This is a genomic window from Desulfonema magnum (assembly GCF_017377395.1).
In the GTDB taxonomy this organism is placed as follows: Bacteria; Desulfobacterota; Desulfobacteria; order Desulfobacterales; family 4be13; genus Desulfonema_C; species Desulfonema_C magnum.
The window spans coordinates 2,634,203-2,649,461 of record NZ_CP061800.1 but is presented as its reverse complement, the minus strand read 5'-3'; the positions used below and the strand labels follow the sequence as shown (position 1 = coordinate 2,649,461).

The window sequence follows — 15,259 nt, the reverse complement described above, 5'->3', positions numbered from 1 at the left end:
ATATTTTTAATCTGCTGACAATCAGCAGATGAAAAAAAATCTTCAGCAAACTCGTTCCCACGCTTTGCGTGGGAATGCAGTGGGGACGCTTCGCGTCCCGAATCCGCCTGTCGCACGGGACGCAAAGCGTCCGAAAGGCATTCCCACGCAAAGCATGGGAACGAGGAAAAACTCTTTTTGCGACCCCGGATGAGTCTCAACTTAATGGCAGTGACGCAAACCATGGGAACGAGGAAAAGGTATTTCCACGCAACGCATTGGAACCAGGAGAAAAAAACCTTCAGCAAACTCGTTCCCACGCAAAGCGTCACTGCCATTAAGTTAAGCTTCCGGAGTGCGAAAATTATTTTTCGCATCCCTGCCGGAAACTCTTTTTGCGACCCCGGATGAGTCTCAACTTAATGGCAGTGACGCAAACCATGGGAACGAGGAAAAGGTATTCTCGTTCCCACGCAACGCATGGGAACAAAGAAAAGGTATTTTCAAGCAAGGCATGGGAAAGGAAAAAGTCGTTATCATCAGGAATTTTCCATCTGCTGACATCGGGCGTTTCAGTTATGCTTGACAGTTTTTTATAAAACCCGTAGTAAGCAGATTGATCATTAATCAGATAAATTACAAATCATAAACAGAGGAGTTTCATTATGTTTGGCATTGGTATGCCTGAAATGCTTTTGATTCTGGCATTGGCGCTGATCTTTATCGGCCCCAAAAAACTTCCCGATCTTGCAAAATCCATAGGGCGTGCTCTCAGTGAATTTAAAAAAGCAACAACAGAATTTAAAGAGACAATGGAAATTGACACAGAATTAAAAGATGTTAAAAAAGCTTTTAATGATATGAACACCGACATCAGGAAGCCGATTGATATAAACGTCGGACCTGAAAACAAAGCGCCCATTGATTCAGACCTTCCTGGTGATGGAACCCATCGTAATAAAAAAGAAGATGACAAAGGTTCTGATAAGACAGATGAGGAAATCGGAAAATCATCTGACATAAAGCCCGTGGAAAAAAAGGCGTTTGAAAAAGATGACAAAGCTTCTGATAAGACAGATGATGAAATCGGGAAATCGTCTGACATAAGGCGCAAAGATGAAAAAAAGGACAACCCTTCTGATAATATTAGAAAAAGGTCTGAAATAAAGAGCAAAGATGAAAAAGAGCGTAAAAAAGAAGAAATCATGGAAAAACCGGAGGAAGTTTTAAAAGATGAATGAAAATGACAAACTCCCACTTACAGCCCATCTTGAAGAACTGCGGGAACGTCTGATTGTCTGTTTTGTCGCCGTGTTCGTCGGGTTCGGAATTTCATATGGATTCAAGGAACAGTTGTTTGAAATCCTGATTCAGCCCTTAATATCAGTCATGGGAACAGGCGACAAACTTATCTTCACAGGTCTGCCTGAAGCTTTTTTTACATATTTGAAAGTTGCTTTTCTGGCAGGACTCATGCTGGCAGCCCCGGTAATTTTGTATCAGTTTTGGGTATTTGTCGCACCGGGACTATATTCCACAGAAAAACGTATTCTTTTTCCCATTGTTTTTCTTTCCTCATTTTTTTTCATCGGGGGGGCGCTGTTCGGATATTTCATTGTTTTTCCAATGGGTTTCAAATTTCTTCTCGGTTTTGCCTCTGAAAATATCCAGGCGCTTCCGTCCATGAGGGAATATCTCGGTTTTTCCGCAAAATTATTACTTGCCTTCGGACTGGTTTTTGAACTTCCGCTTGTTCTTACGTTTCTGGCGAGACTCGGCATTGTTTCTGTTGGTTTTTTGAAGAAAAACAGAAAATATGCTTTGTTATTATTTTTTATCGGTGCGGCCCTTTTAACGCCGCCGGATGTGGTGACTCAGATATTAATGGCGATCCCCCTGATGCTTTTGTATGAAATCAGTATCCTCGGAGCCAGGATTTTTGGAAAAAAGAAAACAGATGAAGACTCAAATCAGGAATCAGTCCGGTAACAGGCTTCAGCCTGCCATACAGTGTGCCTGAACGCACCTGAGCTTTCAGCCGGGAGATTGATCTCCCGGCTTTTTTTTTAAGCATACCAGGATATCAGACCGCCGAGGTTTTTAAAACCTCGGCGGTCTTTCACAGAGGAGGAGATATGTCAGCAAAAGTAAACAAACGTACCACATTGCATCAGGGCAGGGTATTCAAAATAGTGACAGAAAACATCACCCTGTCCAACGGTGTGACCATTGACATGGAGATCGTGCATCATCCGGGCGCGTCCGCGATAGTGCCTTTGTCTGACCGGGGAACCGTGATAATGGTCCGGCAATATCGTCATGCCATCGGGGATTACATATGGGAAATTCCCGCGGGAACCCTCGGACCAGAGGAAGCTCCGCTTGCATGTGCAAAAAGGGAGCTGACTGAAGAAACAGGTTTTTCAGCAAACAACTGGCAGAAATTGGGAGAAATTACCCCTATCCCCGCGTACTCGGATGAACGGATTCATCTTTTTCTGGCAACGGATCTGTCACCGGCCGAGCAGAACCTTGATGAAGATGAAATACTGAATGTCCATGAAATCAAATTTGACGAGGCAATGGAAATGGTTTATAAGGGAAAAATTCAGGACAGCAAGAGTATCAGCGGGCTTTTTATGGCAAAGCATATTTGTTTTCAGAGTTCGTATCTTAATCCTGGAATTTGAAATTTATTTGGGATTTGGGATTTGTTATTCGGGATTTGGGATTTGTTATTTGGGATTTGTTATTTGGGATTTGTTATTTCCGGTTTACCCGGCTTAGGTATCTGTCTGAAATCTCCGAAACATCAAAACAGAAAGGATGGCTCCTGTGAAGAATTTTTTAAAGAAGATACTTATTATTATCGGTGCGATCACTCTCTTGGAGATCATCGTGGCAATAGGTGTCGGTGTTTATTTTTTCTTGATATATAAGGAAGAGGTTCCTGATAAAACGTTTATTGAACTGGATTTTGAAAAAGGATTTACAGAGTATGTTCCGGATGATCCCACGGCAAGGATGATATCCGGAAAGGTGGTGACAATACGCGACGTGGTCGAAGCACTGGAGCGGGCTTCGGGAGATGACCAGATAAAGGGCGTTATTGCCCGAATTGGCAGCGTCCCAATGGGATTCGCCCGGATTCAGGAAATCCGTGACGCAATTTTGAATTTTCGCCAAAAAGGAAAAACCGCGATTGCATACACAGATACGTTTGGTGAATTTGGTCCCGGAAACAGGGCCTATTATCTGGCAACTGCTTTTGAAGAAATCTGTTTACAGCCTTCAGGGGATATCGGACTGACCGGCCTGATTCTGGAAACACGGTTTATGAAGGGAACGCTTGATAAACTCGGGGTGATTCCCCGTATGGATCATCGTCATGAATATAAAAATGCCATGAACATTTTTACGGAGAAAGAATATACCGCACCTCACAAAGAAGCGGTCTGCAAGGTAATGGAGTCTCTGTTCGGACAAATTGTAAAGGAGATTGCCAGAACCCGTGAGCTTTCCGAGGAAGATGTTCGGTCCCTCGCGGATCACGGACTGTTTCTCGGTCAGGAAGCCGTAAACGCAAAACTCGCGGACAAGCTCGCGTATCAGGATGAGGTCTATGAAGACGTAAAGAAGAATACCGGTCGGAACACTCACTTTCTTTCTTTGTCAGATTATCTGAACCTGGCGGGCCGTGTCCACACAGAAGGAGAAACCATTGCCCTGATTTACGGCGTGGGCGGAGTGCAGCGAGGCGAAAGTGACTACAATCCCTTATATGGGGATGTCGCCATGGGAGCCAAAACGGTTACTGACGCTTTTCAGGCAGCGACAGAGGATGATGCTGTCAGAGCGATTGTTTTCCGAGTCAGCAGTCCCGGAGGGTCTTATGTGGCATCTGACAGCATTTGGCGGGAAACTGTCCGCGCAAAAGCGGCCGGCAAACCCGTGATTGTCTCAATGGGAGATGTGGCGGGGTCCGGCGGTTATTTTGTCGCGATGAATGCGGATAAGATCGTTGCCCATCCGGCCACGATTACTGGCTCCATCGGGGTTTTGGCCGGAAAAATGGTGACATCCGGTTTTTGGGACAAACTGGGCATTTCGTGGGACGATGTTTCTACCAGTTCTAACGCCGCCATATGGACAGGAACCCATGATTACACGTCAGAGGAATGGAATCTTTTAGAGGGCGCTCTGGATCGGATTTATGCGGATTTCACCAGCAAAGTCGCACAGGGGCGGGGTCTGCCAATAGAATATGTGTCGGAGATTGCCAAAGGACGAATCTGGACAGGTGAAGACGCCAAAGAACTGGGGCTGGTGGATGAATTGGGAGGTTTTCCTCTTGCCATACGTCTTGCCAAAGAGGCCGCGGAAATTCCGGAAGATGCGGAAATCTGCCTGAAAGTCTTTCCCAAGAAAAAGCCCCTGCTGGAAGTGTTGCTGGAAAAAGGCCCGTTCGGTGCTGAGGAAAAAGCCTCGGCCTCGGCAGCGATTCGTGTGCTACATGAGCTTCAGCCGATGATTCAGGCTGTCCGAGAACTCGCAATCAAAGATGAATCCAAAGTTTTATCCATGCCGAAAATAGAAATAAGATGATAAGTACCTAATCATAAGTTTTTAATATCTGGACAGTAGAAAATAAAATAAACGCCCATGAAAAAGCCGGGTTTTTCGTCCCCGGTTATGAAAATATTTTCAGATAAAAAACCCGGCTTTTCAAAATGTATTTTCACGTTAAAATACGGATCACTTTCAGACAGGTATGCGATTATTCCTATTTTAGTTTTTTCCGGTTATGATTTTTATGAAAGACAATACCGGACAGAGCCTGAGTTACTGAGCGTCTGATGGCCGTATATATATCAGGGAAGAGAATGCTGACGGGTAAGGACAGGAGTAAAAAATATGAGGTAAAGCCCTATGAATATAATTATTTTTATAAAATTAATTATATCAGAGATAATATTTTGTTTTTATATGTTTAAATTCAATAAAAGCCCATTCGGGGAGATTTTGATTATATGGGTTCGCTGCTTTCTTATGTCTGATTCATAAAATTATTTTCTTTATTCTTAATCAATACTTCGGACAGTTTTTATAACATATTGTTTTCATAGGATTTATATATTTTGCTGTCAGAAATTAAAATTCTATGATTTCAATAAGTTAAAATTTCAGACGCTCTTGATCTTCAAAAACTGTCCGAAATATTGTTAATGATTTATTTTATAATTACTTTTTTTAGGCATGTTTTTTGCTTAATCTTAAATCGGCACATTCTGAAAGGCGGCCCGTAATCCTTGCTTAACCATAATCCGTGTAGATGGCCGCAATCCGTGTAGATGGTAACTAAAAAAGCAACCTTTAACAAATAAATAAAAAGGAGGTCAGTATGAAGCGGATTGGTTTTTTGGCAGTATTTTTAATGATTATGGCTATTGTATTTTCAGCAGCGCCGGCTTCTGCCATTTCAATCAGAGTCGGGGAGGCTGGTGACCGGATCACATCACCACTGACTGATATGAAATCAGGCGATATTTACAATCTTCAATGGCAGTTCGACTCCCAGAGAAGGAGCGCAAGACTGGCCTTCGGGCTTGTGGGAAAGGAGGGCAAGCTTCTGGCCCGGACAGATGCCCTGAATTACCAGGGAGACACGGGAAAACATATCAAAATTCCCGAAGATGCCACAGGAGAGGGATTCCGTTTTGTTGTCCGTTCCCGTGGGATAAAAATATATGAAACCGGGGAATTTCCCATTCATGACCCGTCTGAAATGACAGAAAAATCAGCGGTTCGTGTGACCATTCGTTCCAAAGCCGACGGAGGCCGTTGGAATGACCCGGATACTTGGGAAGGCGGTGTTGTTCCCAATGGCGAGCTGATGAGCGTGGAGATTGTCGGGGATGTGGTGCTGGACAGAAACATGACAGTGGGTTCTCTTGTTGTCCGCAAGGGTGCTGCATTGAAAAATATTTACCGTCGGGTGCTGAAAGTCACAGGCAGCTTTGTCAATGACGGAACAATCCAATCTTCCTTTGTCATGGTCCGGCAGGAGGACGGCTCCCTGAAATCATCTGATGAACTGACCGCCCGGCTGAAAGTGAGCGTCAGGACGCACACAAAACATGAAAGCGCAACAGATGACCAATCACCAACCACAACTGACAAATCACAACTGACAACTGACAAATCACAAATCTGGCTTGATATCCAGGAAGTGACTGCCTGCGGCGGTGGCGGCGGATGTCAGGTTGTCGGGGGAAGCCAGTTGGTGAATCTGCTGGACCCGGACAATGCGGGCCTGCTTGTGGCGGACACATTTTTGCCGGAAGGCAAGAACATCGGCCAGTTGCGGTTTGTGCTGGGCACCGGCAGCAAGGTGGTTGCGAATGGTCAGGAATATCCGCTGAACGTCCCGGGCGGGGACCATTCCGGGCTGAAGCTGATATTGAACAAAGACACCCGGTCCGGTGAGCTGGATCAGGTGCTGATTGATTTTGATCCTGACACATCCCTGACCTTTAAAAATGGGGAATACACCCTGAAGCCGACCATTAAGCTGGCCTCGGCCATCACCGCACCGGTGACGGCATCCACGTCGGTGGTGGATGCTGAAAGAGGCGGAAGCCTGAATATCGAAGATGACCTTGCCCTGGTTGTTCCCCGGGGGCTGTGGGGGAATCTGCCATATTGTGGAGCAATGAGAGTGAAAAGGCTCCGATCACCTCTGTTTTTAAGCTTGGGCCTGATGGGAGCGAGTTTTCCGGGCCGATAAAGGTGAAGCTGACATACAATCCTGAAACCGTGCCTGAAAATTATCCTGAAGACAAGCTGGTCATTCTGCATGACGGGGTGCCTATTCCCACGGTGGTTGATACGGATGAAAAGACCCTGGAGGGAGAGATTGCACATTTTTCCGATGTTGTGGGCGGACTGGGGACAAAGCTGGTTTATCAAGGAATGGTACAGGACGCTCCCAAAACTGTCGCGTGCGGAGAGCGGCTGACAGTGATATGGAATCTGCAAAATCAGAGCGGTGCCAATGCCGTTGATTTCAGATTGGTGGAATCCGGAAACAGCAGTTACAGCGACGGACAGACCAATTATCCGAAATTTACGATCAACTCTTGGGAGACGGGTCAGGCTGCGGTTGAAAACTTTCCAGTTCCACAAGAACCAGGATACCATAAAATCTATTTCAATATTCTGGATACCAACGGCGACACATTGCCTTATCTTGATCTTGGAACGCTTTGGATCGAATTCACAGTTGAAGAATGTCAGGCCCAGCCACCTTCCAAACCGATTCTTGAAAGTCCGGGCAACGGTTCCTCCGGACAACCAAACAGTCTGACACTTGACTGGAAACCCGTTGAGGGAGCGACAGTTTACAGGCTCTTTGTCGCATACAATGATGATGTTCTGAGCAGTCTGAGCAACAAAGACAAAGAATGTGCCGGCTGCATTGTTAATACAACAACGTCATCTGATTCTTATGGCGTTGATTTGGAAGACGGAACCTATTATTGGATGGTACGGGCCGGAAATGCTGAAGGCGGCAGCCCGAATTCGGAAATCTGGAGTTTTACGATTAAAGACCCTGCTCAAACAGCCACGACTACGACCACAATAACGGGACAAACGAGCACGACTGTGACGGGGCAGACAACGACAACAACTGTGGCACCGACCACGACAACAACAACAACCATACCACCGGCATCCCTGACCTATTACAAAATTAATGATGACGCGCCTTCAACAGATACCTGTGAGGTCACGCTGAACAACATTGCCGGAGGTAATCCGACTCACTACAAGGCAAGTGAAAGTGATGAGGATTTTGACGATGCGGACTGGATATCCTACTCAGAGGCTCCCACTTTCCGGCTGAGTCCGCCCAATGAGGAAGAACCTAATAAAACGGTTTATTTCAAAGTAAAAAGTGAGGGCGGGGAATCCTCAAGACTGAGCGACTCAATCCGCTATCTGCCGAAGATCAAAATTGAATATATGGATGTCTGGCAGGACGGGCATGGTAAAACCGTTGTTGATGTCAGAATTTCAGCCAGCAATCCTAAAGACCTGAATGTCGAACTGATATTTAACGGCGAATCCAAACCCATGAAGCCGGATGATAATGACGAGACGCTTTTTAGGGCTAAGGCAGAGAAATTCAAACCCATTGGAAAATCCACTTATAAAGCGATTGTCAAAGATGACTGCGGTGCTTCTGCCAGCATAGGCCCCATTGAAGTTCCTGCCAGTTGGTCCGGCATATACGGAGATGACGTTTTTAAGGGCGGAAATGTCTGCGGCAAGAGAAACCCCTCTGGTACCGAAGGCGATCCCATCAACACTACCAACGGTAATTTTATAAATGGTAACATAGACGGTGTTGTTGCAGGAGTCGGCGGAACCACTTTGGCATTGAACCGCACATACAATTCTTTGGCTGCTCTGTGGACACCTGCGTCAATCATGCGTTACACCCAGGATGAGGACAGCGGCGAGGTCAGCGAGGAGAAAATTGCGGGTCCCTATGAACACTTCGGAACCGCATGGGCATTCCCCTATGGTGAATTCCTGCTGGAAGTGGATAAGCCGCCTTATTTTGAAGGCGTTCATATCATGCTGAGTGACGGGCGGACCATTTTGTTCAGGGATAACGGAGACGATACTTACTCTTCGGAATCTCCGTTAAACACGGATATCCTCACCCGTGAAGGCGAGGAATATGTGTTGCGCCGGACTTGTTGCACATCTGAGGAGAAGCGTTACAATACAGCCGGGCAACTGACCGCAGTATCTGACCGGAACGGCAACACCATCACTTTTACATACAACGGCGATCAACTGACGCGGGTGGAAAACGCAAGCGGCCGCGGGATGGAATTCATCTATGACAGCGACGGTCATATTGCACAGGTGAGTATGCCGGAAGGTGTCACCACCAAATACGAATACACAGATGATCTGCTCACCGCATTCATCAACGGCCGGGAAAAACGCACGGAATACCGCTATGATAAAAACGATGAGATGACCGAACTGATCACTCCGAAAGGACATCATGCCCTGCGGCTGACTTATGATTCGGAAAACTGGTATGCTGTGGAGCAGACAGAGGGCGAGACCGAAAAACGCACCCTGGAATACAATGAGGATATCAGTCTTGTCACCATCACGGACGCATACAACAATAAGACGGTTCATCATTACGATGACAAGGGCCGTCTGGTTCAATTGGACTATCCCGACGGCTCAACAGAACTGTATGACTATGATGATGATTACAACCGCACATACTACAAAGATCAGGAAGGTGCGGAATGGCACTGGACGTATGATGACCGGGGCAACCGCCTCACTGCGGACGGGCCTCTTGGCTGGCACCGGGAATGGCAATACAATGACCTGAACCGTGTCACCCGCATGGCGGAAAATGTGGATGCGGACACGCTCCGGGAAACCACCTTTGAATATGATGACCGGGGCAATATGACCAAGGTGTGTGTGCCCATGGGGGACTGCGGCACGGTCACATATGACACCAGGGGACTGCCCACGGAAGTTTATGATCTGGCCGGGAATCACAATACCCACACCTATGATGCAGAGGGCGACCTGATTGCTGTGAAGGATGCAGAGGACGCGACCACCCGGTTTGATCATGACGGGCTGGGCCGGGTGACCCGAATGACGAAGCCCCTGGGCAATGTCTATGAATACACTTATGACCCCAACAGCAATCTCACCGCGGTGAACGGTCCCCTGGGATTTGAACTCAGCTTCGGTTTTGACGACAATGACAACCTGAATCTCAGGACGGACCCGAACGGCGGTAATATCCGCTACAGCCATGACGCATCTGACCGGCTGGTCAGCGTGAAAAACCAACTGAACTTTGACGCGGCCGATTATGCCTACGGCCTGATGAACGAGCTGACCGGTTTCACCGATGCGGAGGGCCGTTCATGGACTTATGCGTATGACAATCTGCTCCGGGTGATTCAGATTCGGGGTCCCCTGGATACGACATTCTCCTACGCGTACAACGCGGTGGGCAGAATCACGGATTTCACCGACGCTAACGGCATGATCACCCATACGGATTATGACGCGCTGTATCGTCCCGCGTCGGTGATTCGGAATTACCGCCCCGGGGAGTCTCCGGATTCAGATACCAATGTCACGGTGACATACTCGTACAATCTCGCGGGGAATCTCCTGGGTCTAACGGATCCTGAGAACTATGACACGAGTTACGAATACGACCTCCGGGGCCGGCGGATTCTCCGGCGGGACGCGGAGGGCCATGAATGGGAATATGCGTATGATCCCATGGGAAATCTGACTTCGGTGCTGAATCCCCGGGGATTTTCCACCACCTTTGAATACACGCCCGGATATCGGCTGTCCCGGGTGATCAGTCCTGAGGAACATGCCGCTGTCTATCGGTACAATGACAACGGCAGGCTCACGGATAAGACGGATCCCAAAGGCGTGGTCACGCATTATGACTATAACGAACTGGACCGGATGATCCGCAGGATTCGGAATTATAAACTGGATGTTCCCGGAGACGCGGAGACCAATGTGACCAGTGAATACAGCTATGATCCCGCGGGGAACCTGCGTTCCCTCACCAATCCCCTGGCGCATCACGCGGAACTGGTGTATGATGCCGCGCACCGGCGCACCCGGATCACTGATTTTGAGGCAGGTGCCACCGTTTTTGCCTATGACCGGGTGAACAATCTCCTGGCTGTCACGGACGCGGAGGGGAACGCAACCGCTTATACTTATGATGATCTGAACCGGCTGATTGCCGCTACAAATGCGGAAAATGAGACCACCGGATTTGGCTATGATCCCATGGGGAACCGGATACGGCTCACTGAGGCGGATGATACTGTGACGATCTATGGCTATGATGCGGTGTATCGCCTGAACAGGGTCACGCAGAACTATCAGGAAGGCGTGCTGCCCAGTAATGATACCAATGTGCTTACTCAGTACGCTTATAATCCGAGAGGGCTTCTCACCCGGATCACTGACGCGAACGGGTCCCTCACGACCTTTGATTACAATGCGGTGGGCCGGATGATCCGGGAGACCAATCCCCTGGGGGATGTCTGGGATTATGCGTATGACGGGGTGGGCAACCGGATTGCCCGGACCGATGCGAACCGCGCACGGACCGACTACGCGTACTATCCGGATAATCTGCTCCGGGAGATCACTTATGCGGACGGGGCTTCGGTGAACTATGCCTATGATCACAACAACAACAGGACCGAGATGCAGGACAGTCTGGGAACCACCGCGTGGGACTATGATCCCCTGAACCGGGTGATTCGTGCGGATGATCCCTTTGACCGGGGGATTGATTACAGTTATGACGCGGCAGGCAACCGAACCGGCATGGTGTATCCGGACGGGAATCAGGTGGCGTATGCGTACAGTCCCAACAACTGGCTCAAGACCGTGACCACTCCCGAAGACCTGAGCACCCATTATCAGCGGGACAAGGTGGGCAACATCACCCACATTGCCAATCCGAATTTCACGGAGACGGATCTGAGTTATGACAAGGTGTATCGGGTGCTGAGTCTCGAAACCCGTCAGATTTTGGATAAGATCAAGACCATCTCCGGGTTTGATTATACCTACAATGCGGTGGGGCATGTCACGCAGACGGTCAAGGAATACGGCTGGCGACAGCCTTCGGTGGTGACAGAATCTTACGCGTATGACGGGCTGCACCGCCTCGCGGGCGTGGAGATTGATCCCATCAAGAATAACGGTGAAAAGGCGTTTATGTCCTACGCTTATGATCCGGTGGGCAACCGTCTGGAGTGGACCACCACCAAAGACCTGACCACCAATATCATGTCGGCCGACGGTTTCACCAAGTCTTATACCTATAATGCTGCGAATCAGCTTCTCACCATGGTGAAGGACTCGGATATGCCCAACGGTGATCTCCGGACGGATTTCACTTATGACGCAAACGGCTCCCGCATCAACAAGCTGGAGAGCGATGAGAACGGTCCTTTGTATGGGGTGGATTATACGTTTGATCCTGAAAACCGGCTGGTTGAGGCGCTGGATTATCAACTGGTGGGGTATGATCATTTCAACCGCATTGACCGGGCTGTTACCACGCTGGCTTATGACGGCGGCGGGCGGCGGATGGTGAAAACGTATGATCCGAAATCCAATGATGCTCAGGGGGTGAAAAAGCGGGCCGAATATGTGTTTGACGGGCTGGATCCGGTTGCGGAATATTACATGCTGAACGGTCAGCGGACTGACTTCTACCGGGGCGCAGGCGGACGCATTATCACCATGCACCACTACAAGGCCGGGACCCATGGGCAGATGTACTGGTATCATTACAACTTTAAAGGTGATGTCGCGGGGCTGACTAAGCATAATGGGAATTCGCATCATAATTATCGGTATGATCCTTATGGCGGTGTGCTGCCGGAGAATGGGAACTTTACGGATCCGCATAATCATTATACGCTGACAGGGAAAGAGTATGATGAGAATATGGGGCTGGTTTGGTTTGGGGCGCGGCATTATGATAAGGATGCTGGGGTTTGGTTGACGCAGGATTTGTATCGGGGAGTTCTTGACAACCCGGCTAGTTTGCATCGGTATATGTATGTGGATGATAATCCACTAAGCTACCTTGATCCATGGGGTTTTTGGAAGATGGCTGCGAAAGATGGTCATTTGGTAGCAATTGCTGAAAAGGGAGATTATTTATCAGACCTCGCCTATAAGCTAACAGGTAGTGGTAACAATTATACGGCGATATTTGATGCGAATAAAGACAGGTTGGGCTTGACTCATCCAAGTGCTATCGAAACCGGTCAACATTTTGCAATTCCCGATATAACCCCCGAGTTGATTTTTATGAATCATTGGCTCGCAGAGCAGAACAACACATATAATCCGCTTATCCACGCTTGTAAAGCCACTGACAAACAAGTAGGGACGCTGTGTTCCAAAGACTTTTCCAGATATGGATTCGGCGATGTTGACGAATGTAAGGAAGCAGTATGTGGGGGGAAACATAATCGGCAACCAAATAACTGTTGGGGTACATCTCTATCTATAGCATTAGGTACGCTGGATATATATGCAGGATCAGGTGGTCTGTCAAGATATGAGAGCCCCGACAAATTGTTAAGCTACTTTAAAAAAGTAGATATACCACAGTTCGGCGATATTGTAAGGTATGCTGATGATAGCAAAGGCATACATAATACTTCTAAAAGTGACTATCTGACTCATTACGCAACTTTTTTGATAGAAAGCAAAGAAGGGGATAGATATGTATTCTCAAAAAGTGGATATAAGGGAAAATATGAAGTCGTGAAAGAGCAAGACCTTGAAACCCCTTATAAGGATGATGGCTATGGCTTGATTGAAGGATACTATCATAAGATTAAGGACAGACCTTATGATGAAAAACTAACAGATTTGATGTGTTATTTCCTTTTTTCATTAAATCCGAATTGGGAAAAATCAACCGATTCTTGCAAAAGTCCATGATTTTATTTATGGGGATTATATTGATCGCCTTCTCACGCTTGACTCTTTGCATGTAACCGAACGCCATTTGCACAGTTCATGTAGGTTGGGTTGAGGAACGAAACCCAACGCTGTCATCTGGGGATTCATCTACACGGGTTGTGTTCATCTACACGGATTGTGGTTAAGAAGGGATTACGGGTTTCCGGCTGAATGTAATCCCTTTCTTAACCGCAATCCGTGTAGATGGTGGTGGTCATCTACACGGATTATGGTTAAGCAGGGATTACTCTCAGCCTTCTCATACCCGGTTCTTTGCATGTGACCGAATCACTCCGAAAGGTGGGCGGAAATCCATGCTTAACCATAATCCGTGTAGATCATGTAACCGAGCCACTCCGAAAGGTTGGCGGAAATCCATGCCTAACCATAATCCGTGTAGATCATGTAACCGAGCCACTCCGAAAGGTTGGCGGAAATCCATGCCTAACCATAATCCGTGCAGAAGACCTCAGTCCGTGCGGATTGTCTGACATTTCGTGGAAGACCATTTATGTTTAAAGGGAAATACATATTCCTTACCTGATAGGCAGGAATGAGACGGATTGAAAAAATTGGAACGATTTTCAAAAGATGATCTGCTAATGTCCGCCGGACTTCCCAACCGAAGCGAACTCACCAAGGCGGGCAGGGCGCTGCAAAAACATGGCAATCGCACATCCTCCGCATTTCCCAAAGTGTCGGGAAATCCGGAGGAGATTGACAGAGTGGCTCAGGGTGTTGTGAAAGCCATCCTGAACACTCCGAACTGTAGTCATACATGCCGTCGCCATGCCCGGTTCGGTGAGATCACAGATATCAGAACACCGGACGGTCGGGGCATTCGTTATGATGCTGACGGCAATTTCATAGGATTTCTCGAACCATGAACGAAAAAATGACAATAACCCTCGCAAGCGTTCCTGACAGAGAGGGGCTTGTTGCCGAACTCTGGTATGACAATGAGCAGTGGGGGGAAATTTTTCAGGAACAAAATGAACTCAGACTGGCATTATACCCGAATCCGAATCACACCTTCTGGGTTTTTAGTGCCGAGGATGCCGCAAATGCCATTCGGGAGGCCAAAAACAAACTGCTTGGGACCGGGCCTGACAATGAAACGCCCGATCTGGAAGCTGATGCGGCATAACTGATTGCTGTTATCTTTGACTATTGTGCCATTAAAAATTTATGAAACTTCGGCCAGAACTGCGATGTTCATGTAGGTTGGGTTGAGGAACGAAACCCAACGCTATCATCTGCGGATTCATCTACACGGATTATGGTTAAGCAGGGATTAGTCTCAGCCTTCTCATGCCCGGTTCTTTGCATTGTAATCTGAGCCTTCCGAAAGGTGAGCGGTAATCCCTTCTTAACCATAATCCGTGTAGATGGGGGGTGGTCATCTACACGGATTGTGTTCATCTACATGGATTATGGTTAAGCAGGGATCACTCTCAGCCTTCTCATATCCGGTTCTTTGCATTGTAATCTGAGCCTTCCGAAAGGTGAGCGGTAATCCTTTCTTAACCATAATCCGTGTAGATGGGGGGTGGTCATCTACACGGATTGTGTTCATCTACATGGATTATGGTTAAGAAGGGATTACGGGTTTCCGGCTGAATGGAATCCCTTTCTTAACCGCAATCCGTGTAGATGGGGGGTGGTGGTCATCTAC

Annotated in this window: 11 protein-coding genes; all 11 read left to right on the top strand. The window is 47.8% G+C overall.

Going from position 1 to position 15,259, the window contains the following annotated elements; translation table 11 throughout:
* Window positions 1-28 precede the first annotated feature (28 nt).
* The 11 genes from dnm_RS10675 (at window position 29) to dnm_RS10625 (ending at window position 14,731) form a co-directional block, all read left to right on the top strand.
* Window positions 29-193 (top strand): hypothetical protein, encoded by a 165-nt coding sequence (locus tag dnm_RS10675; protein WP_207682634.1) that lies wholly within the window; start codon window positions 29-31, stop codon window positions 191-193.
* 11 nt (window positions 194-204) lie between these two features.
* Complete coding sequence (locus dnm_RS10670) at window positions 205-390, top strand: hypothetical protein (RefSeq protein WP_207682633.1); 186 nt, start codon at window positions 205-207, stop codon at window positions 388-390.
* Between the two features lie 11 nt (window positions 391-401).
* Complete coding sequence (locus dnm_RS10665; protein ID WP_207682632.1) at window positions 402-578, top strand: hypothetical protein; 177 nt, start codon at window positions 402-404, stop codon at window positions 576-578.
* 66 nt (window positions 579-644) lie between these two features.
* Window positions 645-1,220, top strand: a complete 576-nt coding sequence (locus dnm_RS31775; protein WP_207682631.1) for a twin-arginine translocase TatA/TatE family subunit — start codon at window positions 645-647, stop codon at window positions 1,218-1,220.
* Window positions 1,213-1,968 (top strand): twin-arginine translocase subunit TatC, encoded by a 756-nt coding sequence (tatC, locus tag dnm_RS10655; protein ID WP_207682630.1) that lies wholly within the window; start codon window positions 1,213-1,215, stop codon window positions 1,966-1,968. The genes dnm_RS31775 and tatC overlap by 8 nt, the downstream gene beginning before the upstream one ends.
* A gap of 146 nt (window positions 1,969-2,114) precedes the next feature.
* The gene (locus dnm_RS10650) at window positions 2,115-2,669 is read left to right on the top strand and encodes an NUDIX domain-containing protein (protein ID WP_207682629.1); all 555 of its coding nucleotides are present in this window, start codon (window positions 2,115-2,117) and stop codon (window positions 2,667-2,669) included.
* Window positions 2,670-2,814: 145 nt separating this feature from the next.
* Window positions 2,815-4,584, top strand: coding sequence for a signal peptide peptidase SppA (gene sppA / locus dnm_RS10645; RefSeq protein ID WP_207682628.1), 1,770 nt, complete (start codon window positions 2,815-2,817; stop codon window positions 4,582-4,584).
* Between the two features lie 796 nt (window positions 4,585-5,380).
* Window positions 5,381-6,766, top strand: coding sequence for a DUF4382 domain-containing protein (locus dnm_RS10640; RefSeq protein ID WP_207682627.1), 1,386 nt, complete (start codon window positions 5,381-5,383; stop codon window positions 6,764-6,766).
* Complete coding sequence (locus dnm_RS10635) at window positions 6,664-13,563, top strand: RHS repeat-associated core domain-containing protein (protein WP_207682626.1); 6,900 nt, start codon at window positions 6,664-6,666, stop codon at window positions 13,561-13,563. Before dnm_RS10640 ends, dnm_RS10635 begins: the two co-directional genes overlap by 103 nt.
* A 584-nt stretch (window positions 13,564-14,147) precedes the next feature.
* Complete coding sequence (locus tag dnm_RS10630; protein ID WP_207682625.1) at window positions 14,148-14,471, top strand: tRNase toxin domain-containing protein; 324 nt, start codon at window positions 14,148-14,150, stop codon at window positions 14,469-14,471.
* A complete protein-coding gene (locus dnm_RS10625; RefSeq protein WP_207682624.1) occupies window positions 14,468-14,731 on the top strand; it encodes a hypothetical protein in 264 nt (87 codons plus the stop codon). The genes dnm_RS10630 and dnm_RS10625 overlap by 4 nt, the downstream gene beginning before the upstream one ends.
* The last annotated feature ends 528 nt before the right edge of the window (window positions 14,732-15,259 follow it).